Genomic DNA, 23,435 nt, shown 5'->3' with positions numbered 1-23,435 from the left:
GCAGACCCTTGGGAAGTACTCCCCTCGTCGGTCCAGTATCGCACTTGGTAAAGAGTTATTAAAGGTGGGGTCAAGCAGGGCCCTCCCTCAGTACGCCGCGCACCGCGTCGACGGACAGGTCGTCCCACGGGAATTCGGCCATCCACCAGGTCGCGCCCGCCTTCGCGTACGGCTCGAGATCCGTGCCCGCGGGAACGCCGATCGCGAAGTCGTACGGCTTCTTGTCGTCTTCGCGCAGCGCGGTGATCGTCTCGACCGCCTCGGCGAACTCGTCCGCGTGCGGCAGATTCACCGGGAAGAACCCGTCGTACCGCGCGGCCCTGCGCATCGGCTTCGTCTTCCCTGGAAAACCCGCCAGCCAGACGGGAACCGGGCGCGCGGGACGGGGCAGGAAGGTGATGTCGTCGACCGTGTAGTGCACGCCGTGGTGCCGCACGGGCTCCCCGGACCAGGCGGCGGTGAGGATCTCCAGCGACTCGTCGAGCATCTCGCCGCGTTTGCGGTCGTCCACCTCGTCACCGGTCTTCGAGAACTCCGCGCCGAACCGGTCGCTTCCGAGCCCCGCGCCGAGAATCAGCCTCCCGCCGCTCAACCGGTCCAGCGTGGCTGTCTCACGGGCGAGCTTGACCGGGCGCCGCCGCGCCAGTGGCGTGACCATCGGACCGAAGGCGAGCTTTTCGGTGGCCGACGCGACGGCGGCGAGCGTGATCCACGGGTCGGCGACGGCACGCACCGGCTCCTGCCAGCGGACGTGGTCCCAGACGAACAGGCCGTGCCAGCCCGCCTCCTCGGCCTCGGCGGCGAGGCGCGCGACGATCACCGGGTCGGCGAGCTCGTCGAAGATCGGCAGCCAGAGTGCTGAGCGCAATTTCATGCCTGCGACCGTACGACGCCGCACCGACAATTGTGGCGCTTTTCGGCCTCGCGAGCGGGAAGGCCGGTTCCAACGACACTTACCACTCACGACCAGCCGGACCGCCCGGTATGCCCCGAGGGGAAGGTGGTCGTCGCCTCCGACACTCACGCACCGTCGCCCTCGCACAGGTCAGGCGTGCGAACCCTCTCGCCCGCCAGCATCAGGTGTCGCGAAAGCCACTTTCGGGACGTCAGATGTCCCGAAAGTGGCTTTCGCGACACCGCCCCCACTGCCGCGCTAACCCACCTCCCGCAGCACCTCGCACGCACGCGCCACCCCGTCCTCCTCGCGCAGCCGCGCGGCGACGTACTGCGCCTCGCGACGGAACAGGAGGTTCCCGGACAGCTCCAGCAACCGCGCGGTCAGGGCGTCCGCGGTGAGTTCCCGCAACGGCAGCGGACGCGGCCCGGCGCCGAGGCGGGCCACCCGGTCGCCCCAGTAGGGCTGGTCGGCGAAGACCGGGCAGATCAGCGACGGGGCACCCGCGCGCAACGCGGCCGCGGTCGTACCCGCGCCGCCGTGATGCACCACCGCGGCGGTCCGCGGGAAGAGCCACGCGTGCGGGACGTCCTGAACCATCAGCAGATCATCGTCGTCTGCCCCGGCGTCGGTGGCGAGCAGGCCGCGCAGCCCGACACGACGCAACGCCGTGCGGACGGCGGCGAACGTCCGCTCCGCCTCCGACGGCCGCATACTGCCGAAACCGACATACACCGGAGGCGGCCCCGAGGCCAGGAAGTCCCGCAGTCGCGGGTCCGGCCGCCACCCGGCGGGGGTCTCGAGGAACCAGTACCCGGTGACGTGGACCCTCGCGGGCCAATCCTTCGGCCGGGGCACCACGGCGCCGGAAAAACCGCACAGCACGGGGGTTTCCGACCGCCGGGGGCCACGCCATCCCGCCGCCGGGAGACCGAGTTCCGCACCACGCCACCGGTCCACCTCGGGCCGCAGCACCTGCCAGGCGACGGCGTCGACGGCGCGGAAGCTCAGCCGCCGTCCGCACGGGCCTGCCTTGGCCGCCCACGGAAGCAGCGGATGCGCGAACTTCCTCGTCGGCACACTGGGCTGGTAATGCAGTTCGACGTCGGGGACGCCGAGCGCGGCACCCAGGTGCGCGCCGAGGAAACCCAGCGTCGGGGCGAGCACGAGGTCCGCCCCTGTCGCTCCTTTGCGGACATCGGCAAGCAGGCGTTCCAGCACCGGGGCCAGCGCACCTCGCAGACCACGCAGGAACGTCGCGGGAGTGCGCCCGCCGTCGGTCCATTCGCGGCCGCCGTCCGAACCGAGGATCTCGCCGGGATCCGCCGAGAGCGGCGCGAACTCCAGGCCGTGCCCGGTCACCCAAGCCCGGAATCGCTCGGCCGCCAGCACCCGGACCCGGTCACCGTGGAGCCCGCGCCCCAGGGCGATACACGGCTGGACGTCGCCGCGCGAACCGGGAGCGACGATCACGACAAGCCGGGTCACCGCTTCGCCGCCGTCAACCGGTAACGGAGCCGGAACGGCAGGTTCGCCAGCACCGCCGCGGCACGCGCGTCCCGGCCGACCAGGTAGCGCGGCGCGGGACGGCGGGCGGTGAGCGCGTGGACCACGACCCGCGCGGCCCGCTCCGGCGGCACACCGTTCCGTGCGGAACGCTCGGCACTGCGTTCGGCCTCTTCCAGTTGCGCCGCGTACCTTTCCCGCGCGACTTCCGGCAAAGCCGCGCGTACTTCTTCGGCGGCGGCGCGGGCACGCGGCCAGATGGCGGTGGCGACCGCGCCGGGTTCGACGAGGACGACGTCGATCCCGGACGGCGCCAGTTCCGCACGCAGGCTGTCGGTCAAGCCGACCAGGGCGAACTTCGACGTGTGATAGGGCCCGACCATCGGGCCGGCGATCCGCCCGCCCATCGACCCGACCGTCACCACCCTGGCGGCGGGTGCGGCTCGCAGGGCGGGCAGCATCGCCTGCGTGACGGCGAGCTGACCGGTGACGTTGACCTCCAGCTGCTGCCGGAAATCCTCGAGCGGGACATGTTCCAGCGGTCCGGGCCGGGCGATCCCGGCGTTGTTCACCAGGCCCCGCAACGGTCCCGCCGCCGCGACCTTCTCCCCGCACGCCGCGATCGACGCCGCGTCACGGAGATCCATCCGCAGGACGGTGACCGCTTCGCCGTGGGTGCGGGCGAGTTCCGTTTCGTCCGCGTCGGTGCGCACACCGGCCCAGACATGGGCGCCCCGCCGGATGAGTTCGGCCACGCAGGCGCGGCCGATCCCGCTCGAAGCCCCGGTGACCACAAAGGATGGACGGGTCACGACGCCTCCCCTGTCTTCACCGGCGCGGCGAGCGCGTTCAGCATCCGCGGCCAGGTCTTGTGCAGCTGGTCCTGCCAGTACGCCCAGTGGTGCGTCCCCGGCCCGTAGAAGTCCGTCGTGACCGGGACACCGAGCCGGTTCAGCCGGTCCGCCATCGCGGTGGTCTGGCCGGAGCACAGGAATTCGAGCAGCATCGCGCCGGGGAGGACGTCGATCGGGAGCTTCCCGTCGAACGGGCCCGGCAGGCCGTTGCCCGTCGACAGGTACAGCTCGGTGCCGCGCAGGCGGTCGGCGTTCACCAGCGGATCGTGCGCGTCCCAGCGGGACGCCTCGCGCCGCCGGTCACCCCAGAGCGCCTCGGGATCCTGCCGGGCCGAGGCGACGATCGCGCTGGTCAGCAGCTCGCCGTACGGACCGGTCGGATTGAGGTTGCCGCTGAACGATCCGGCGAACCGGAACACGCCGGGCCTCCGGGCAGCCAGTTCCACCGCGCCGTAGCCGCCGAGCGAGAGCCCCGCCGCCACCCGCCGCCCGTCCCCGCGATAGCCGCGATCGATCAGCTGCGGGATCTCGACGGCGGTGAACGTCTCCCAGTGATTCAGGACGACGCTCTTGCCGTAATTCCACCAGTCGGAAAAGAAGCCCGCGGAACCGGACCCCGGCATCACCACCAAAGCGCCGGAGTCGTCGGCGAGTTTCCGGATGTCGGTGTTCGCGGTCCAGCCGCGATAGTCCTGCAGCCGCGTCTCCCCGGCGAGCAGGTACACCGCAGGCCATTTCCGGTCCGGTTCGGCGTCCCACCGAGACGGCAGGATCAGCCGCACCATCGCGTAGCCGCCGACGCCGACCGAGCGCACGGTGAGATCCAGCATCCGCGGATCACCGTCCACAGTGGTCTGGGCGACGACGTGTGAGCCGTCGTCGGCGCGGGCGTCCGGGACACCGCTCTCGGCACGGGCCGGGGCGACGGCGACGGTCGGCAGCAAGCAGGTCACGGCCGCCAGCACCGCGACAGCCCGCGGCCGCCTCGAAGTATTGCGCATACGTAATCCTTTGTCCCGGTCGTTCGATCGAATTCGAAAATGTGACGGCGATTACCCGCAAAGGAAATCCGGAGAGCCGACACGTTAAGCGGAAGAGCCCCCTCCAGGCAATTGTCCTGTCCACGATCCGGGAGGACAATGTGAATGCCAGGGAAACAAGAAATGCACCGGCCTCCCCCGGCAGGGTGACCCGTCGCTCACGCACAGTGAGCGACTGTGGCACGGGAGTACCAAACTGGCTCGCACACCAGCGAAAAGCTCGAAAGTCGCAGCTCACGCCCAGTACACGAAGGATATTGACGTTCTCTTGACACCTTCCGGTATTCGATTTCCCGTCGTAGCCTTCGTCGTGCCGCCCCGGTTCGGCGTCCCCTGACGCAACCCCGGCGCCTGCGTCCCACCGAAGGGACCGTGACCCCCTCAGGACCCTTCCGAAAGGGCTATTCATGACTGCCCGAATTCGTGCTCTCGTCATCTCCGCCGCCGCGGTGGCCACCATTTCCGGCGTGCCGGGAGAATCGATTCAGGCGGCCGCGACGCCGCGTTCTCCCGCCGTTCCGCCCGCTGCTCTGCTCCCTCCGGAGACCGTCCCGCACGCGTCCGCGCGCGAAGATTTCGATCTGACCGCGGCACTGTCCACAACAGACCGGGAAGAGAGCCGGGTCGACGTCGGTGGCTGCGAGGACGTCGTCCGCGGCAGGCTGGTCGGCACCGGCGCCGCCGGTCGGGGTTTCCAGTCCGCGGTGCCCGGCGGCCAGGTCTCCGAACTGGTCGCACGCAGGACGAACCCGCCCGATCTGGCGGCGTGGACCGCGCAGGCCGGACGGTGCTCGAAGGTGACGGTCGACGACGCGACCGGTACCGCGTTGTCGACCGTCACCGTCCACCCGGCGCCCGTCGTTCCGGATGCGAAAACCCTTTCCTACCAACAACTCCTGACGTTACCCGGACAGCCCCCCGAACTGCCCGGACTGCGTCTGCGCACCGTCGCCATCGCCGCCGACGACGTACTGGTCGTGCTTCGTGACGCCGGGACCACCGGCCTCGACCTCGACGCTCTCGCCGTCGCCGCCTGGCGGCACGCCGCCGGACCGCTCGGCCGCTGAAACCCCGACCCCCGAACCCGCCTCGGCCGCCACCGTGACGTAGCTGACCGGGCCGCGCCCTGCCGACGTCGATCGCGGTCGCGGGTTCACCACCAAACACCGAGGAGACGCCATGTCCCTGGCCCCCGAAAACCTGCCCGCCATCCCCGGCCCCACCCTCCCCGCCTGCCTCCGGCATTGGGCGGACACCGACGGCGACCGGCCCGCGCTGACCTTCGCCGACTTCGCGACCGATCGCGCCGGGCGGCGGCGGACCCTGACCTGGAAGCAGCTCCGGGAGCGCGTCGACGCCGTCGCGGGCGCGCTGCCCGTCCGGCCCGGCGACCGGGTGGCCGTGCTGTGCCCGCAAAGCGCCGACTACGTCGTCGCCTTCCTCGGCGCGATCACCGCGGGCGCGATCGCCGTACCGCTGTTCGACCCTGGGCTGCCAGGGCACACCGGACGGCTCGCCGCCGTGCTGACCGACTGCTCCCCCACCGCGGTCATCACCACCTTCTCGGCCGAGGACGCGGTCCGCGAATTCCTCGCCGGGCTGCCCGGCGGCGAACGCGTCGCCGTCGTCGCGGCCGACAAGCCCGCCGAAGGCCCGGCCCGCGCGTGGCCCGCCCCGGATCCGGCGCCGGAGGACGTGGCCTATCTGCAGTACACCTCCGGTTCGACCCGCAGCCCGGCGGGCGTGGTCCTGACGCACGCGAACGTGCTGGCCAACGTCAGCCAGGCGGTGCGGGGGCTCGGCATCGACCCGGCGACGGGGACCACGGTGTCCTGGCTGCCGTTGTTCCACGACATGGGTCTCGTGCTCGGCCTGATCACGCCGCTGGCGATGGGCATGCGGTCGGTGCTGATGGATCCGCTGGCCTTCATCGAACGACCGGTGCGCTGGCTTGAGTTGCTCGGCGACCACAACGGGAGCTGGAGCGCCGCCCCGAACTTCGCGTTCCACTACGCCGCGAGCCGGGTGCGCGAGGAGGACCGTGCCAAGCTCCGCCTCGACCGCGTCGCCGCGATCGTCAACGGCGCGGAACCGATCAATCCCGACGTCCTCGACAGGTTCCACACCACCTTCGCCGATTCCGGCTACCTGCCGGAGAAGACGCGCCCCTCGTACGGGCTGGCCGAGGCGACAGTCTTCGTCACCACCGGCCCTGGCGCTCCCCCGCGCGTCACCACCTTCGACCGCACGGCACTGGGAGCGGGGACGGCACGGCAGGCGGACGACGGGCTCCGGCTGGTGGCCTGCGGTGTGCCGGTGGGTCAGCACGTCGCGCTGGTCGACCCGGAAACCGGTGTCGCGCTGGAAGACGGCTCGGTCGGCGAGATCTGGGTACACGGGCCCAACGTCGGCACCGGCTACTGGCAGAAACCTGTGGAGAGCACCGAGACCTTCGGCGCCCGGCTGACCGGCGACCACACCGGGCTCCCGGCAGGGCCCTGGTTGCGCACCGGGGACCTCGGCGTGCGGTACGACGGCGAGGTCTACATCGCGGGCCGGATCAAGGACCTGCTCATCGTCGACGGCCGCAACCACTACCCGCAGGACGTCGAAGCGACGGCGGCCGCGGCCGACCGCGACATCCGCCCCGGCAGCGTCGCCGCGTTCGCCGTCGAAGGCGCCGACACCGAAGCCGCGGTCGTCGTCGCCGAACATCGCGGCCACACAGCGCTGACCACAGAGGACGAACGGGCCCTCGCCGTGTCGATCCGGCGGCTGGTCTCCGACGCGCACGGGCTCGCGCTGCGTGCCGTCGTGCTCGTCCCGGCGGGCCTGGTCCCGCGGACCTCCAGCGGCAAGATCGCGCGGAGCGCCTGCCGCGACCGCTACCTCGCCGGCGACTACGGAAAGGCACTGGCGCGATGAGAAACCCGTCGTTCGACACCCCCGCGCTGCGCCGCTGGCTGCTCGACACCGTCGCCGAGCACACCGGCGTCGACGCGGCCCGGCTCGAAGCCGACCGCCCGCTCAGCGACTACGGCCTGTCCTCCCGCCAGGCCGTCGGTATCGCCGCCGACCTCGAAGACCTGCTCGGCACCCCGCTTCCCGCCACCCTGTTGTGGGAAAGCCCGACCATCGACCACCTCGCCCGCAGTCTCACCGGCAGCGCCGAACCGGAACCGGAGCAGGCGGGCACTGACCGTCGCCGGACCGATCCGATCGCCGTGATCGGCCTCGGCTGCCGCTGGCCGGGAGCGAACGGCCTCGACGAGTTCTGGGACCTGCTGCGCAGCGGGCGGGACGCCGTCCGCACCGCGCCGCCGGGCCGCTGGAACGCCGACGCGGCACCGATCGTCGGCGGCTTCCTCGACGACGTCGCCGGATTCGACGCCGAACACTTCGGCATCACCCCGCGTGAAGCGTCCACAATGGACCCGCAACAGCGGATGCTGCTGGAGGTCGCCTGGGCTGCACTGGAACACGCCGGGATCGCCCCGGCGTCCCTGCGCGGCAGCCGGACCGGCGTGTTCACCGGGATCTCCACCCACGACTACGGGCATCTCACGATGTCGGGCGGCGGCGTCGACCTCTGGACGGCCACCGGCGCGGCCGGGAGTATCTCCGCCAATCGGCTGTCCTACGTCTACGACCTGCGCGGGCCGAGCATGGCGGTGGACACCGCCTGCTCGTCTTCGCTGGTCGCGGTGCACCACGCTGTCCGCGCGCTGCGCGACGGCGAGGCGGATCTTGCCCTGGCCGGAGGTGTGAACCTCATGCTGCTACCGGGACCGACGGCCGCGTTCGCCGCGGCCGGGCTGCTCGCCGGCGACGGCCGGTGCAAGACGTTCGCCGCGGACGCCGACGGCATCGCGCGTGCCGAAGGCTGCGGCGTCGTCGTGCTCAAACGGCTGACAGACGCCGAATACGACGGCGACCGGGTGCTGGCGGTGATCCGTTCCACCGCGGTCAACTCCGACGGCCGGTCACAGGGTATGGCGGCGCCGAACCCCATCGCCCAGCAGGACATGCTGCGCACGGCGTACCACGGCGCCCGGCTCGACCCGTCCACTGTGGACTACGTCGAGGCGCACGGCACCGGCACCCTGCTGGGCGACCCGATCGAGGCTCGCTCGCTCGGCGCGGTTCTCGGCAAGGACCGCCCGGCCGACGCACCGCTGCTGATCGGTTCGGTGAAGACGAACATCGCGCACGCGGAGGCGGCCGCGGGGATCGCCGGGCTGATCAAGGTCGTGCTCGCGCTGTCCCGCGACGAACTGCCGCCCCAGCTGCACTTCTCCGCGCCCAATCCGCACATCCCGTTCGGCGACCTGCGCCTGAAGGTGGTCACCGAACCGACGCCGTGGCCGCGGCGGTCCGGCCGTGCCACGGCGGGGGTGTCGGCGTTCGGATTCGGCGGGACCAACGCGCACGTCGTCCTCGAACAGGCCCCGGCGCTGGAACCGGCCGGGGACCACACAGACGTCCGGATCGGGCTGCTCTCCGCCCGCACCCGCGACCGTCTCACCGAACGCGCGACGCAGCTGGCGAACTGGCTGGAAGCCACGCCGTCGCTTTCCCTCGCCGACGTCACCCACACGCTGTCCCGCCGTGACAACGGCGGACCGCACCGCGCCGCCGTCGTCGCCGGGGACACCGCCGAACTGGCGGTCCTGCTGCGCGCTGTCGGCGCCGGCGCCGATCCGCTGCCCGCGGGCGCGGCCGCCGGGACCGCGCTGAGCACCGACGGCCCGGTGTTCGTGTTCTCCGGCCACGGCTCTCAGTGGCCGGGGATGGGCCGCGGGCTGCTGGCCGCCGAGCCCGCCTTCGCCGCCCAGGTCGACAAGCTCCATGACCTGTTCACCGAGCACACGGGCCGCTCGCTGCGCGCCTTGCTCACCACCGGGAACTCGTTGTCCCTGCCCGAAACCCAGACCGCCATCTTCGGGACGCAGATCGCGCTGGCCGCCCAGTGGGAGGCGCTCGGGGTGCGGCCCGCGGCCGTCGTCGGGCACTCCCTCGGCTCCGCGGCGGCCGCCGTGGTGAGCGGCGTGCTCACCCCCGACGAGGCCGTCCACCTGGTGGCTACCCGTGCCCGGCTCCTGGGCACCATCGGACCGGGCGGGGCGATGGCGGCGGTGGAACTGGCGCCGGAGGAACTGGAGCTGTACCCGGACATCGAACTCGCCGTCGAATCCGCGCCGGGTCAGCTGACCGTGGCCGGGGACGCGACCGTGCTCGATCTGCTCGTCGCGGAACTCGAGGCCGCCGGGCTGACCGCGCGGCGGCTGCCGGTCGAGGTCGCCGGGCACTCCGCCCGTGTCGACCCCGTCCTGCCCGAGCTCCGGGAGGCGCTCGCCGAACTGGGCGGTGGCCGTCCGACGGTGCCTTGGTACGACACGGTTCTGGCCGATCCGCGAGAGCTGCCGGATTTCGACGCCGGGTACTGGGCCGCACATCTGCGCCGTCCGGTGCGGTTCCGGCAGGCCGTGGCGGCCGCCGCCGCGGACGGGCACCGGGTCTTCCTGGAGGTGTCGCCGCATCCGATCCTGCGGGGTTCGGTGTCGCGGACGCTCGACGCCGAAGGGATCCACGACGCCGTCGTCACCGGGACGCTGCGCCGGGGTCAGGACGAGGCCCGCTCGCTGGGCGCCGCCGCGGCCGGGCTCTACTGCGCGGGTACCCGGATCACCACCGCCGATCCGGACGACGGCGCCCGGCTGGTCGACGTCCCGCCGATGCCGTGGCGGCACGAACGGCACTGGTACACCGCCGCCGAGGAGCCACCGTCGTTCGCGGCACGGACGCCGGAACCCGAACCGGTGCGGAGCGGCGGCGACCGGCTGACCGAGATCGTCGCCGCCGTCATGGGGCTGCGCCCCGATCGGATCGACGCCGACGTCCCGCTCGTCGAACTCGGGCTGGATTCCCTGATGGCGAACCGGATCCGCGACGCCGTCCGGCGGGAATTCGGCACCGAACCCGACACCGTCAGCGTGCTCCGGGGCGCGACCCTCGCCGACCTCAGCCGGGATCTCGCACCTCGCGACGACGAGGAGCCGCGTCCGGCCCGTGGCCGTGCCTGGGACGCGGCCGACCGCCTGGTGCTGCGGCTGTGGCAGGAGCACACCGGCGCCGACGCGAGCGGCACCCACGTCCGGCTGACCGAGACCGACACGCCGGACCGGCTGGCCGAACTGCTCGCCGAAGGCCTCGGCACCGAACTCGACACGCCTGTCGACGCCGCCGAACTCCGCCGGCACGACTCGCTCGCGGCAATCGCCGACGTCGCCCGCGCCGTCCTCGACACGAGGGAGGAACGCGGTCCGGTCCACATCCTCGCTCCTGGCTCAGTGGGAGTCGCGCCGCTGCTGCTGTTCCACCCCGGCGGCAGCACGTGCACCGTGTACCGGCCGCTGCTGGACCGGCTGCCCACCTCGGTGCCGTGTGTCGGGTTCGAGCGGGTTCCCGGCGCCGGCATCGAGGAGCGGGTCGAGCAGCTGTTGCCGTTGGTGCGGGCACAACGCCGCGACCGGCCGTACCGGCTGGCGGGCTGGTCGTTCGGCGGGGCGCTGGCCTACGGCGTCGCCGCACGGCTCGCCGAAGAGGGCGAAGAGGTCGAGTTCGTCGCGCTGATCGACACCATGCTCCCGCTCCCGGAACCGGACCTCGATCCGCGCGCGTCGTCCGCCCGGCGGTTCCTGCGGTTCACCGGCTATGTCGAGGGAACCTATGGCCGCGAAGTCCGGCTCGGCCACGAGGAACTGGCTCCGCTGCCCGAGGAGGAGCAGATCGAGCTGACCATGCGACGGGTCGCCGAAGCCGGTCTGCTCAGCCCCGGCGTGCTCCGGCACCAGCGTCAGTCCTTTTTGGACACCCTGGCGGCCGAACGCGCGACGCCCCGTCGCTACGACGGCCGGGTCGTGCTCTATCGGGCCGTCGAGCAGTACGCGGCCGGACTGGCGATGGAACCGCGGTACTCGCGCACGGATCTCGCGGCGGGCTGGGCCGAGCTGTGCCCGGAGCTGGAGATCGTGCCGGTCGAGGCGCATCACCTGTCGGTGGTCGACCCGCCGCACGTCGATGTCGTGGCGCGACATCTGGCGGGACTCCTGTGACCACGGCCCGGACCGAGCGAGCGGCCGACCGCGCCTGGCCGCTCCTGGCGGTGCTCGGCGCCGGGCTCTTCCTCGTGGCGGTCGACGCGACGGTACTGCATGTCGCGTTGCCCGACCTCGTCCGGCAGTTGCGTCCCGGTGCGGCGGCGCAGGTGTGGATCGTGGCGATCTACCCGCTGACCGCCGCGCCGCTGCTGCTGCCGTTCGGCACCCTCGGCGACCGGTACGGACGGCGACGCGTACTGGTCGCCGGGTACGTCGTGTTCGGGATCGCGTCGCTCGGATGCGCTTTCGCGCCGAACGTCCCGGCGTTGCTGGCTTTTCGCGCGCTGCTCGGCTGCGGCGGCGCGATGATCATGCCGGTCACGATGTCGCTGCTCCGCGAACTCTTCCCGGAGCAGCGGCACCGCCGCACGGCGATCGCGGTGTGCAGCGGGATCGCGGGGACCGGCTCGGTGTTCGGGCCGATCCTCGGCGGCGTGCTCGTGGAGACGTGGGGCTGGCGGGCGACGTTCCTGCTGAACCCTCCGGTGATCCTGGCCGCCGTGGTCCTGGCACTGCGCTGGCTCCCCCGGAATCCACCGGGACAGCGGCCGTGGGACGCGCGCAGCGCCGCCCTCGCCGCGGGCGGTGTCCTCGGAATCGCTTTCGCCATCGGACATCCGGGGTCCTGGCTGCCGGCCGTCGCTTCGGGCGTGACCGGCTGTGTCCTCATCGGACTGTTCGTGCGCCGCCAGCGCCGGACCGATCCACCACTGCTGGATCTCACCCTGTTCCGGGTGCCGGGCGTGCGGGCGGCCGTGGGCGGGGTCCTGCTGGTGATGAGCACACTGGTCGGTCTCGGACTGCTGTTCGCCCAGTATCTGCAAGTGGTGCTCGGTCTCTCGCCGACGGCGGCGGCAAGCCGGCTGCTCCTGGTGCTGGGCGCGTCGGCCGTCGGGAGCGTGGTGACCCCTACGCTGCTGGGACGGTTCGGCAACGCGCGGGTCCGCACGGCCGGGTTCGCGGTGGCGGCGGTGTCGCTGCTGGTCCCGGCCTCGGGGTCGGCCGCGCTGACGTCACCGGTGCTCCTCGGTGCCGGGCTGACCGGACTGGGGCTGGGGATGGCGCTCGCGCTCACGTCGAGCACCGACACCCTGCTTTCGGCGACCTCGGCGGACCAGGCGGGCGGCGCCGCGGCGGTCGAGAAGACGGGCTACGAACTGGGCGCCGGTTTCGGGACGACGGTGTTCGGTTCCCTGGCGGCCGTGGTGTACGCGGGACATCTGGCCGTCCCGGCCGGGGTGCCCGACGCGGCACGACAGCTCGCCTTGTCGGGACCTGCTCAAACGGAGGCGGCCGTGTCCGGCCTCGCCTCACAGGTTGGCGGCGAGTTGCTCGACGCCGCCCGAGTTGCTTGCACTATCGGGTTGCAGGTGTCCGCTGCGGTCGCTTGTGGACTGTTCGTGGTGGCAGGTCTCGTGAGTGGCGCCGCTGTCAGCTCTCATATGAGACCGGCGAAGTAGCGATAAACTTCAGCGATTTTCAGAGTCGAAGTCTCTGTGCGCCGCGCATCCATTGATTCACGGTTCCTGAATTCAAGCGATCGATCGCTGAGTGAACCCAAGCGCGAAGCCGAAGACGGCTATCACCAGCAAGAAAGTTTGTCATGAGGCGAGGGCTCCGAGCAGCTAAGCCATCGACCCGTCCGTCGGTGAGCCACTTCGCGTCCAGTAGCCGGGTCAGCATCAGGTACAGCACCCCCCCCCCACGAACCTCGGCTCGCTTGCTCGGGCTATTTGCCGTTCGATTATCGGTCGCTCGATCGGCTGCGCTGCTCAGCGTTTCGCGGCCTGGGTGAGGATCACCGGAAAGTGGGTTGTTACCTGCGGGTTCACCGGAGGCAGTCCACAGACTGTGCCCGATCGACTACGATGACATGCGCCGCCGATCGGTCTAACCGATCAAGCGCGATAGGTCGCACCGATCACGCACATTGACGAGGGGTCAAGAGGGGCATGAGCGAGGGTGGGGATAGAGCGTCCGAGCTGGCGAAAGAACTGTTCGCCGCCGGGGCTGCGGGGTACTACGAGACGGTATCGAAACTGGGGCATCGCGCCGAGTTGGCTGCTAACGACACGACCTCGACAGTCGGTCAAGGTTTCACACTCAGCTCCGACCAGGCCCACGCGGCACTCGAAGACGTGAACGGGTTCCTGATTCGACTGGGCCAGATGAAATTGTCGGCGAAAACTTTACAACGCCTCGAACCGCCTGCGCAGGATGTCGTGAGCGTCGAATACAACGGGAAACTGACCGGGGGCTCTTTGGATGCCCTGACCCCGTGGACCAGCGCGGCAGCGTTCGACAAAGCGGTTCAACAGATCGACGATGAGATTCGATACCTTGAAACCTTGCGCAAGAAACTTCGCAAGGCGCTGGGGATGACCACCGAAACCGATGCCGATAACAAGACTGCGATCAACCGCGTGGGCGCGGATACCGAGACCCAAGGGGGCATGGCCGGATGATGACCAAGGCGGCGAAATGCAGTGCGCTGGCGGCTGGTATCGCCGTGCTGCTCGGGGCGTGCGCTACGGGCGACCCGACAGATACAGTCAGCCAAACCCCCTCAAGTGCGCCTGCATCTTCCAATAGTCCCAACACGTCGTTGCCATACGCCGGCGCCCCAAAGGTAACTAATCCTCTGCCCGCTTCCGTGTTGTCGGGCGACCCTTGCTCAACCGCGCTCACCCCCGGACAAGTAAAGCAAGCCATCGGGGTCGAGGTTCCAGGCAAGCCCAACAACCTGGTCGAGACAGTGGGCAACGGCTGCACATGGGCCAACTCGGCCACTCTTGGTCAAATTCTCGTGACCTACGTAACGAAAACTCACGACGGTCTTAGCGGCGTCTACAAAAACAGTCAGCCCAAGAATCCGATTTGGCGCCCATTGGCCGATATTCAAGGATTCCCCGCTGTCGCGTACTCGAACAACAAAGACCAAGACTGCACTGTCACGATCGGCATAGCCGACGATCTCTCGGTCGATGTCGGCGGCTTTCTCGGTGACGGCAAGCGCGGTAAGGCTGATTCCTGCGAGGTGACCGCGCAAATGGCCGGACTCGTGGTGTCCACGTTGAAACAGCGGGCGGGAGCGTGACACGGTGAGCCTGTGGGACGACGCGCGGAACCTGGTCACCAAAGCCGCGCACACGGTCGAGGGCGGTGTGAAGGCCGGTCTTCATGCCGCCGCCGAATGGGCCGGCGGCCTGTTCGGCGACGGTGGCCGGCTAGGGCGGGCAACCTCCATTGACGAAGCAGTGAAGGCGATGCTCGCCGGGTCAAGCAAGCTGTGGCACATCGGCGCGCGTACCGCGTCGGACTTGGCTGAGGATCACCGCGCGCTGTCGTCGGAAGTGCTCGCGTTCGCGGGAAAGTTCGAATCCGCCTGGACCGGTCACGCTTCGGACGCCGCGCAGGCCCGGATGAAGAAACTCAGTTCCGTGCTCAATGTCACCAGTGACACGCTCGCCGACAACAGCGGCAACGTGACCAACGTGGCGAGCCATTTTGACAGCACACAGAAGAAAATGGTGCCACTGCCGGACAAACCACCGGAGAAGAGCTTCCTGGATGCGGCTCTGCCGTGGGACACCGACACGGAAAAGTCGATTGGCGACTACAACCAGACCTCCAAGCAGAACGCGGAAGCTTATAACTCCTATGCCACCAGCACCCGCACACAAGCGAAGCTGTTAACCGGCGACTACGGCACGCTCGGAGAGTTTGACGCCGGAGAGGTCACGCTCATTCCCGGCCCCGGCACCCCGGACGCGAAACGCGGCCCGGTCAAGGGATTCGGTGCTGACCGCTCCGACCGCGATACCGGACCGGGAACAGCGACCCCACCGTCGTCGAGACCTGCGCCGTCGTCGGGACCTGCGCCAGTAACGCCGGGGTTTTCCACGAACGCGGGACCAGGCGAGCACACCGCAACTCCTGCCCCTGTGCCGCACCCGGCAGCTCACGAGGAAACAACCACCTCCGGATGGACACCACCCGCGACCAGCCCCGGCCCGGTCAGCCCCGGCCCCGGCGTTCCTTCCTTGGGTGTGCCCTCCGGACCCGAGACGCGCGCGGCAAACCCGTACTTCGAGGGCGGCTGGAACCCCGGCGCGGTCCCTGGCAGCGGACCAGGCGCAGGCGGAAGGACTCCGGGCGGAGGCGGTTCCGGCAGTGGAACCGGTGGTGCTCCGGGCGCGGGGCGGCAAACGGGGATGCGCGGCGTTCCTGGAGAGCCCGGCCCTGTCAGTGGTGCAGGATCCTCGCGCGCCGGCGGCCGCCCCGGTAGCACTCCCGGCATGATGCCGCCCGGTGGAGCACGAGGTAAAAGCGAGGAAGACCGCGAGCGGCAACGCAAGTACGTCCAAGACGACGACGCGCTGTTCACCGAAAAGGGAGACAAGCTGGTCGACCCCGAGACCGGGTACCCGGCCGTTCCACCGACCATCGGTAAATAGGCATCGCCCTCGGTCCCCGCAGCCGGCGAACGCTCCCTCTTGTCGACCCATACCAAAGGGTGTGCCCGTGAGTGTGCTCGAACACGCCGTCGTATTGCCCCGTCAAGGATTCCTTACCGCATGGTCGATGATCGACCTACCCGACCCGCACCCGATCATCGGGACCGATCGGCATCTGTGGACCGATGACGAGAGCACCCGCGCGCTACACGAAGAAACCCTCAAACTGTTAGCAGAGAAGGGCTTGGCGCGTGGCGGCAGGCTGAACCCGCTCTGGATCAACACGCTGACCCTGATAGCTGCCCCCTCCCGCGAGTTCTACGCGTTCAGTCATTACCGCGACGACTCCCACGGCGCGGTACTGGTCGCCGCGAGCGACACCGACGGGCTACGCGTCATCGCAGACCCACAGGCGGTGATCATCGAACCTATCCCCGCGACCCGGCTGGCGACCACGCTATTCGATTCGCTGCCGCCGATCGACCCGGCAGGCGTGCGAGCGGTATCGATGACGAGGGCGGAAGCAGAGAACGGACCAGCACACCCCGACGACCCGTTGGCCGAAGCCCCCGATACCCGCGACTACGACGAGCTGGTGTCCGTGCTCGGTGCGCCGCGTGACGCCGCACACCAAGTTTATGCCGCATGCCGGCGCGACGGGGAGCGCGTGCGGTCGAGCCCTATCACGGCGTTGGACCTGACCGGGCGGGGACGCGTGCTGACCTACGCCACTGGCGACGACCGGGTAGTGATGCACCCGGCCACATTCCGAGACTCCATACTCACCCTGAACGACACCCTCAAGGGACTGAGCTGACCCAGCTACGGCCGCCTCACGGGACTTTGCGGTTGGCATTGGCAATGTCAACCAGGCGGCAGCGGATGCGGGACTTCGACGGCCTGGCCGGCTGCGTCGCTTCCGGTGAACCACAGCCCGACCGGAGTCCACCGCCGTTGCCTTTTCGCCCGGTTGGAGGCTGGGCATCCGGCGATCACAACACCGACAAAATTCAGGGGCGTGACTCCGGAGAGCCACGCCCCTGGCGTGAATTTCATGGGTTCTGACGATACCCTTTATGTGGGCGATACTGGGATCGAACCAGTGACCTCTTCGGTGTGAACGAAGCGCTCTCCCCCTGAGCTAATCGCCCGCGGTACGAACTCCGGTTCACCTGGGGAAGTGAACCTGGTGCGCGATACTGGGATTGAACCAGTGACCTCTTCCGTGTCAGGGAAGCGCTCTCCCGCTGAGCTAAACGCGCGTGTGTTGTTCGTTCGTACTGGAGACAGCTTAGCGGACCCGTTTCCGGGCCCGCACAGGGGTTCCCTTTCTCCATCAGACCTCAGGGCTTCGGGAGCTTCGGCACGATCGAGCTCGCGATCTCCTTCGCCCGGCCGCAGGGGCTTTCGCTCCCCTCACGTGCGAGCAACCGGACGGCGACGTGTTCGGCCTCGCGGTCCTGGAGTGCGCGGTGCTGCCACGTCACCGCGCAGTTCGAGCCACCGAACTCCCGGACGTCTCCGGTGAAGCCGTTGCCGAGGTCGACTGGCGAACCTTCGGGCACGTACGCGCCTCGCTGCAGCTCGACGGTCAGGGTGTCCCCGCCGCCCACCCACTCGCAGATCCGCAACGTCCGCGGCGCGGTCTGCGCGTTGGGCAGGTTCTTGCCGAGCACCGCCGGATCGGCGACCGCGCACGGGTCGAGCGGGAGGATGCTCGCCGGGTCGCCCGCGCGGTCGACCTCGTGGGTGCGCAGCCGGGTGAGGGCGGCGGACAGCATGTCGTCGGCGGCCTGGCAAGGATCGCCGTCCCGGCCCGGTTGGGAGACGACGACGCCGAGCCGCCGGTCCGACGGCAACTGGGCGATCGAGTCGCATCCGCCGCTGACCGTGCTGCGCAGCAACGGAAACCCCTCCGCGGTACGGTCGGTCCGCTCCAGACTGCCGGCCGTCACGCCTTCGCCGAGCCGGAGTTCGAAGTCGACCCCCTTGAGTCCCGTGTACTTGCAGCGGGCCGGGTAGCTCGAGTCCGTGTCCGCCTTCAGGGTGCCGAACTCCTGCACGAACCGGCCCGCGAGCACCTTGCACGGGTCCACCAGGCGCAGCCGTTCCGGGCTGAGCGCCTCGGCGGCGGCCAGCGACGTCGTGCCGGGGCTCTCGGGTTTGGCGTAGTCGGCGATGGAGAGGCCGAGCGCCACGATCCCGGCGGCCACCAGGAGAACGACCGCGGCGAGCGAGCCGAACAGGATCTTCTTCGTCCGCGGCGCCATCTTCTTGGGCGGCGGCCGCCAGATCGGCAACGGCAGGGCCAGCACCGAGCGCACCTCAGTGTCCTGCCGCTGGATCCGGGCGTGCACGGCGGGTGGCCAGGGTGCCGCGCCCGGCGGCACCGGGCCGAGGAAGTCCAGGATCTGTTCCGGCGTCGGCCTCCGTGCGGGGTCTTTGGCCAGGCAGGGCTCGGCGAGGCGCCGGATCTCTTCCGGAACGTCGCTGAAATCCGCGGTGCTGTGCACGACGTTATACAGCGTTTGAGGGGCGGTCGGCCCGGTGAACGGGCCGCGTCCGGTCGCCGCCATGACCAGGATCGCGCCGAGGGAGAACACGTCGCTCGCGCCGGTGACCTGCCCGCTGCCCGCCTGTTCCGGGGACATGAACGCGGGCGAACCGATGATCGCGCCCGTCCCGGTGAGGTCCTGCGCCTCCTCCGTCACACGGGCGATGCCGAAGTCGATCACCCTGGGGCCGTCACTCGTCAGGATGATGTTGCCGGGTTTGAGATCCCGGTGGATCAGCCCGGCACGGTGGATCTCGGTCAGCGCGGCGGCGAGCCCGGACGCCAGCAGGCGGACCGATTCGGCGGGCAGCGGCCCGGCGGCGTCCACCGCCTCCTTCAACGACGGCCCGGTGACGAAGACCGAGGCGAGCCACGGGGTTTCCGCTTCCGCGTCGGCGTCCATGACCGCGGCGGTGTAGGCGCCGGAGACCAGCCGCGAGGTGGCGACCTCGCGCCGGAACCGTTCACGGAAGCGTGGATCGTGCGCGAACTGGGCGTGCAGCTGTTTGACCGCGACGAGCCTGCCGTCCGGGGCCAGGCCGAGCACCACCCGCCCCATCCCGCCTTCACCGAGCTCGGCGATGATCCGGTACGGGCCGATCTGCCGGGGTTCGCCGGGGTTCAACGGTTTCACTGACCAGCCCTACGTTTTCGGAAGTTTCTGCATCAGCGCCCCGGCGAAGCCCTTCGCCTTCTCACAAGCTTCGTCGGCGGTCATCTTCGTACCACTGGTACTGACGGTCAGCTCGACGTTCTCCCCGTCACGGTCGCTGACGGATCGGTGCTGCCAGGTCAGCGAACAGGTCGAACGGGCGACGCCGTCGTCCTTCTTCGCCAGGTAGACCTTGGCGCCGCCGAGATCCAGGGTCGCGGTCCCCGTGTAATAGGAGTCCTTCGACTGGACCGGCGGGTACGCCCGCACGAGGCTCACCCGGACGCTGCCCGCCGCGTCGTACCGGCATTGGTGCAGATGTTCGCGGATCGTCTCGACGACCGGGCCGATCAGCCGGTCCGCGGTCGCGGGGCCGACCAGGGCGCACGGGTCCAGCGGAGCCAGGGTGCCCGCCGCGGGCTCACGGTCGTGTCCACCGGCCCGGATCCGCTTGACCGCGTCGGTGAGCGCGGCCTTCACCACCGAGCACGCCTCGTCCTTTGAGGACATCGAGTTCACATCGGCGCTGAGTTTGGTGTTCGGCAAGCCGCCGACCGGGACGGCGACCGCGCACGAGTCGCCGGAACCCTTGATCCGCAAGGGAAGTCCTTCCAGCTCACCGCCCGCTTCGCCTTCGACCAGGTCGCCGCCGACCCCGAGCTCCAGCCATTTGCCCGCAGGCGAGGAGTAGGTGCACGAGTCGAAATGGATGTCGATCTCCGTGCTCAGCTTGCCGAACCCCGGCACGTCGCGCCCTTCGAGCACCTTGCACAGGTCGACCTTGCGCAGGTTGTCCGGGCCGAGCGGATCCGGGTTGACGGGGGTGGTGACCGGCACGTCCGGTACCGCGGACGCGCTCGGCGCGGCCACGGCCGGTGGCGGATCGTCGCCGGACAGGGAGACCGCCGCGACCGTGCCACTGGCCAGCAGCACCACCGCGGCTGCGGCGAGTCCCGCGTACAGGCCACGCCGGAATCGCTTCGGCGGAGGGGGGTTCAGCAGCCGCCCGACCTCGGCCTGCTGGGTCTCGATCAGCCGCGAGACCACCGGCGGCCACGGACTGGCCATCGGCGGGATCGGGCCGAGCCGCTCCAGCACCCAGGCCGGGGACGGCCGGTCCGCCGGGTTCTTCGCCAGGCAAGGCTCGATGATCTGCCGGAGTTCAGGCGCCAGCTGCCGCAGGTCGGGCCGGCCGTGCACGACGTTGTAGAGGGTGTGCGGGGTGGACGTCCCGGTGAAGGGATTCGACCCGGTCGCGGCCATCACCAGCAGCGCGCCGAAGGAGAACATGTCGCTCGCCGAGGTCAGCGGCTTGCCCTCGGCCTGCTCCGGCGACATGAACCCCGGCGACCCGATCACCGCGCCGGTGTGCGTGAGCTCCGAGTCGCCTTCGATGGCGCGGGCGATCCCGAAGTCGATCACCCTGGGGCCGTCGCCGGTGAGGATGACGTTGCTCGGCTTCAGGTCCCGGTGGATCAGCCCGGCGCGGTGGATGTCGCCCAGCGCCAGCGCGAGTCCCGCGGCGAGATGCCGGACCGCCGTCGGGGGCAGTGGCCCGCCCGCCGAGACCGCCTCGGACAGCGACGGCCCCGGCACGAACACCGAGGCCAGCCACGGGGTCGGCGCGTGCGGATCGGCGTCCATGACCGGAGCGGTGTACGCGCCGGACACCAGCCGCGACGTCTCGACCTCGCGGCGGAACCGCTCGCGGAAGCCGGGGTCGTGCGCGAAACCAGGGTGGACCTGCTTGATCGCGACCAGGCGGCCGTCGGACGAGATCCCGAGCAGCACTCGGCCCATCCCGCCCTCACCGAGCGCGGCGAACACGCGGTAGCGGCCCACGCCGGTGGGTTCGCCGGTGTTCAACGGCTTCACGAAAGGCCCCCTTGGTCCGGGCGATGGTACAAAACCACCCGGAAGTGTCACGCAGGGCGTCGGTCCGTCCGGCCGAAATCCTTCAGACGCAGGCTGTTGGACACGACGAGCACCGACGACAGCGACATCGCCGCCCCGGCGATCAGCGGGTTCAGCAGCCCCAGCGCGGCCAGCGGGATCGCGGCGACGTTGTAGCCGAACGCCCAGGCCAGGTTCCCCCGGATGATCCGCAGCGTGCGATCGGCGAGCCGGATGGCGTCGGGGACCACTCGCAGGTCCTCACGGACCAGCACGATGTCGGCCGAACGCAACGCGATGTCGCTCCCCTTGGCCATCGCCATGCCGAGATCCGCGGTGGCCAGCGCCGGGCCGTCGTTGATCCCGTCGCCGACCATCGCGACCCGCGCTCCCCCGGCCCTCAGCTCCTCGATGACCTGGGCTTTCTCCGCGGGGAGCACGCCGGCACGCACGTCGGAGACGCCCACCTCGACGGCGACCGACCGGGCGGCGGCCTCGTTGTCGCCGGTCAGCAGCACGGTCCGCAGGCCGAGCGCGTGCAAGGCCTCGACCGCGGCTCGCGCCGACGGCTTCACGACGTCCCGGATGACCAGATGCCCGGCGACCCCGCCGTCCACCGCGACGAGGATCGCCGTCGCCCCGTCCTGTTCGGCGGCCACGAAGCCGTCAGGGACGGCGATCCCCCGCTCGGCGAACAAGCGCGCGTTGCCGACGAGGACTTCGCGACCCTCGACCTCGCCCTTCGCGCCGAGCCCCGGCAGAGCGCCGAACCCTTCGACCGGGGGCAGCTCCGGCAGTTCGGCCAGCGCCGCGGTCACGACGGCGGCCGCGATCGCGTGCTCGGAACCGGCCTCCACCGCCCCGGCGAACCAGAGCACCTCGCCGACGGTGAACCCGTCGGCGGGACGGCACTCGGTGACGGTCATCTTCCCGGTGGTGACGGTGCCGGTCTTGTCCAGCACCACGGTGTCCACCGCGCGGCTCGCTTCGAGCGCGTCGGGTCCCTTGATGAGAATGCCCAGCTGCGCGCCGCGGCCGACGCCCGCCATGAGCGCGGTCGGCGTGGCCAGCCCGAGCGCGCACGGGCAGGCGATGATGAGGACGGCGACAGCCGCCGCGAAACCTTCGCGAGCCGGAGCCCCGCCGAGCAGCCAGACCGCGAGCGTCAGCACGGCCACGCCGAGCACGACGGGAACGAACACCGCGCAGATCCGGTCGACCAGGCGTTGCACGGTGGCCTTGCGAGCCTGCGCGCGTTCCGCGAGCGCGGTCATCTGGGCCAGTTGGGTGTGCGCGCCGACCGCGGTCGCGCGGACGACCAGCCTGCCGTCCCGGTTCACCGACGCGCCGATGACCCGGTCCCCCGCGCCGGCCTCCGCGGGCACCGGCTCACCGGTCACCGCGCTGACATCCACAGTGGACAGTCCACTCTCGACGATTCCGTCCGCCGCGATCGACTCCCCCGGTTTCACCACGAACAGGTCGCCTGCCGCGAGCTCGCCGATCGGGACCATCCGCTCGGCTCCGTCCCGCAGTATCCGGACGTCCTTGGCGGCCAAGGCGTCCAGCGCCGCCAGTAGCCCGGCGGCGCTGCGCCGGGACCGGCTCTCGAAGTACCGGCCCGCCAGCAGGAAGGTGGTCACCCCGGCGGCGACGTCGAGGTAGATCGCGTCCGCCCCGGCCGCGGTCGGGCCGAAGCCGATCCAGTATCCGGGTTCGGTACCGCCGGCGAAAGCGGACCACGCCGACCACGCGAACGACGAGATCACCCCCAACGACACCAGCGTGTCCATACTGGACGAACGATGGCGCAGGTTTCGCAGCGTGGCCCGGTGGAACGGCAGCGCCGACCAGAACACCACCGGCACCGCCAGGACGAGACACAGTATTTCCCAGCCGGGGAAGCGCAGTCGTGGCACCAGGGCGAGGGTGATCGAAAGGTTCCCCAGCGGGATCGCCAGCAAGGCGGCGACGACCAGCCTCCGCCGAAGATCGCGGACCCTGGCGAAACCGGTGTCCGGATCCTCTTCCCCGCGGATCTCCGCCGTGTAACCGGACTTGCGGACACGCTCGATGAGGACGTCGTCGGCCAGCGCTTCGGGCACCTGGACGGTGGCGCGTTCGGTCGCGTAGTTCACCGACGCGCGGACACCGTCCAGTTTGTTCAGCGTGCGTTCCACCCGCGCGGAACAGGCGGCGCAGGTCATCCCCGACACGGTCAGTTCCACCGTGCGGACGGCGGCCTCCGGCGCGGAAATCGTCATTTCGTGGCACTCCCAGGATTCACCAGTGGTTCCTTGGTGGTGGAACAGGTGCCCCGAGTGGTGTCGCGACGCAGATTACCGCCGCCGGGAACCGGACCCGCGTCCGGGCCGACTACTGCGGTGGTGGTGGAACAGAGGTCCTGGGGTCTCGTGAGTGGCG

The 23,435-nt window shown here is 70.3% G+C and carries 15 protein-coding genes and 2 tRNA genes; 8 read left to right on the top strand and 9 right to left on the bottom strand.

Annotated elements, in window-relative coordinates; all coding sequences use genetic code 11:
• Window positions 1–70: 70 nt before the first annotated feature.
• The 4 genes from AMYAL_RS0128565 to AMYAL_RS0128550 form a co-directional block, all read right to left on the bottom strand.
• A complete protein-coding gene (locus AMYAL_RS0128565) occupies window positions 71–874 on the bottom strand; it encodes an LLM class flavin-dependent oxidoreductase (protein ID WP_020634695.1) in 804 nt (267 codons plus the stop codon).
• Between the two features lie 279 nt (window positions 875–1,153).
• Window positions 1,154–2,383, bottom strand: a complete 1,230-nt coding sequence (locus AMYAL_RS0128560; protein WP_020634694.1) for a glycosyltransferase — start codon at window positions 2,381–2,383, stop codon at window positions 1,154–1,156.
• Window positions 2,380–3,213 (bottom strand): SDR family NAD(P)-dependent oxidoreductase, encoded by an 834-nt coding sequence (locus tag AMYAL_RS0128555; RefSeq protein ID WP_039794212.1) that lies wholly within the window; start codon window positions 3,211–3,213, stop codon window positions 2,380–2,382. The genes AMYAL_RS0128560 and AMYAL_RS0128555 overlap by 4 nt, the downstream gene beginning before the upstream one ends.
• Window positions 3,210–4,256 (bottom strand): alpha/beta hydrolase, encoded by a 1,047-nt coding sequence (locus AMYAL_RS0128550; protein ID WP_051137556.1) that lies wholly within the window; start codon window positions 4,254–4,256, stop codon window positions 3,210–3,212. Before AMYAL_RS0128550 ends, AMYAL_RS0128555 begins: the two co-directional genes overlap by 4 nt.
• Window positions 4,257–4,702: 446 nt before the next feature.
• On the opposite strand from AMYAL_RS0128550, the gene AMYAL_RS0128545 reads away from it, so the two are divergent.
• The 8 genes from AMYAL_RS0128545 (at window position 4,703) to AMYAL_RS0128510 (ending at window position 16,729) form a co-directional block, all read left to right on the top strand.
• Window positions 4,703–5,362 (top strand): hypothetical protein, encoded by a 660-nt coding sequence (locus AMYAL_RS0128545; protein WP_020634691.1) that lies wholly within the window; start codon window positions 4,703–4,705, stop codon window positions 5,360–5,362.
• A 112-nt stretch (window positions 5,363–5,474) separates the two neighbouring features.
• Window positions 5,475–7,220: a fatty acyl-AMP ligase gene (locus AMYAL_RS0128540; protein WP_020634690.1), complete on the top strand. Its 1,746-nt coding sequence runs from the start codon at window positions 5,475–5,477 to the stop codon at window positions 7,218–7,220.
• Window positions 7,217–11,410 carry a type I polyketide synthase gene (locus AMYAL_RS0128535; protein ID WP_020634689.1) on the top strand — a complete coding sequence of 1,398 codons (4,194 nt, stop codon included), beginning with the start codon at window positions 7,217–7,219 and terminating at the stop codon, window positions 11,408–11,410. The genes AMYAL_RS0128540 and AMYAL_RS0128535 overlap by 4 nt, the downstream gene beginning before the upstream one ends.
• On the top strand, window positions 11,407–12,915 hold the full coding sequence (locus AMYAL_RS0128530; protein ID WP_020634688.1) for an MFS transporter: 1,509 nt from the start codon (window positions 11,407–11,409) through the stop codon (window positions 12,913–12,915). The genes AMYAL_RS0128535 and AMYAL_RS0128530 overlap by 4 nt, the downstream gene beginning before the upstream one ends.
• Before the next feature lie 492 nt (window positions 12,916–13,407).
• Entirely contained in the window at window positions 13,408–13,920 is a 513-nt protein-coding gene (locus AMYAL_RS0128525; protein ID WP_020634687.1) for a hypothetical protein, read from the top strand.
• Window positions 13,917–14,552 carry a DUF3558 domain-containing protein gene (locus tag AMYAL_RS48595; protein WP_245193103.1) on the top strand — a complete coding sequence of 212 codons (636 nt, stop codon included), beginning with the start codon at window positions 13,917–13,919 and terminating at the stop codon, window positions 14,550–14,552. Before AMYAL_RS0128525 ends, AMYAL_RS48595 begins: the two co-directional genes overlap by 4 nt.
• 4 nt (window positions 14,553–14,556) lie before the next feature.
• Window positions 14,557–15,912 (top strand): hypothetical protein, encoded by a 1,356-nt coding sequence (locus AMYAL_RS49375; RefSeq protein ID WP_143268013.1) that lies wholly within the window; start codon window positions 14,557–14,559, stop codon window positions 15,910–15,912.
• Between the two features lie 67 nt (window positions 15,913–15,979).
• Complete coding sequence (locus AMYAL_RS0128510) at window positions 15,980–16,729, top strand: ESX secretion-associated protein EspG (RefSeq protein WP_026467533.1); 750 nt, start codon at window positions 15,980–15,982, stop codon at window positions 16,727–16,729.
• A gap of 262 nt (window positions 16,730–16,991) precedes the next feature.
• Here AMYAL_RS0128510 and AMYAL_RS0128505 read toward each other — a convergent pair.
• From AMYAL_RS0128505 to AMYAL_RS0128485, 5 genes are all read right to left on the bottom strand, one after another.
• Window positions 16,992–17,063 (bottom strand) — tRNA-Val (locus AMYAL_RS0128505).
• Window positions 17,064–17,099: 36 nt separating this feature from the next.
• Window positions 17,100–17,174, bottom strand: a tRNA-Val gene (locus tag AMYAL_RS0128500).
• Window positions 17,175–17,255: 81 nt separating this feature from the next.
• Window positions 17,256–19,100, bottom strand: a complete 1,845-nt coding sequence (locus AMYAL_RS0128495; RefSeq protein ID WP_020634683.1) for a serine/threonine-protein kinase — start codon at window positions 19,098–19,100, stop codon at window positions 17,256–17,258.
• Between the two features lie 9 nt (window positions 19,101–19,109).
• Entirely contained in the window at window positions 19,110–20,993 is a 1,884-nt protein-coding gene (locus AMYAL_RS0128490; protein WP_020634682.1) for a serine/threonine-protein kinase, read from the bottom strand.
• 47 nt (window positions 20,994–21,040) lie between these two features.
• Window positions 21,041–23,275 carry a heavy metal translocating P-type ATPase gene (locus tag AMYAL_RS0128485; RefSeq protein WP_020634681.1) on the bottom strand — a complete coding sequence of 745 codons (2,235 nt, stop codon included), beginning with the start codon at window positions 23,273–23,275 and terminating at the stop codon, window positions 21,041–21,043.
• Window positions 23,276–23,435: the final 160 nt, after the last annotated feature.

Origin of the sequence: Amycolatopsis alba DSM 44262 (assembly GCF_000384215.1) — a bacterium.
Classification (GTDB): domain Bacteria; phylum Actinomycetota; class Actinomycetes; order Mycobacteriales; family Pseudonocardiaceae; genus Amycolatopsis; species Amycolatopsis alba.
Note: the sequence above shows the minus strand (reverse complement) of the source record. Positions and strands in the feature narration are given on the sequence as shown.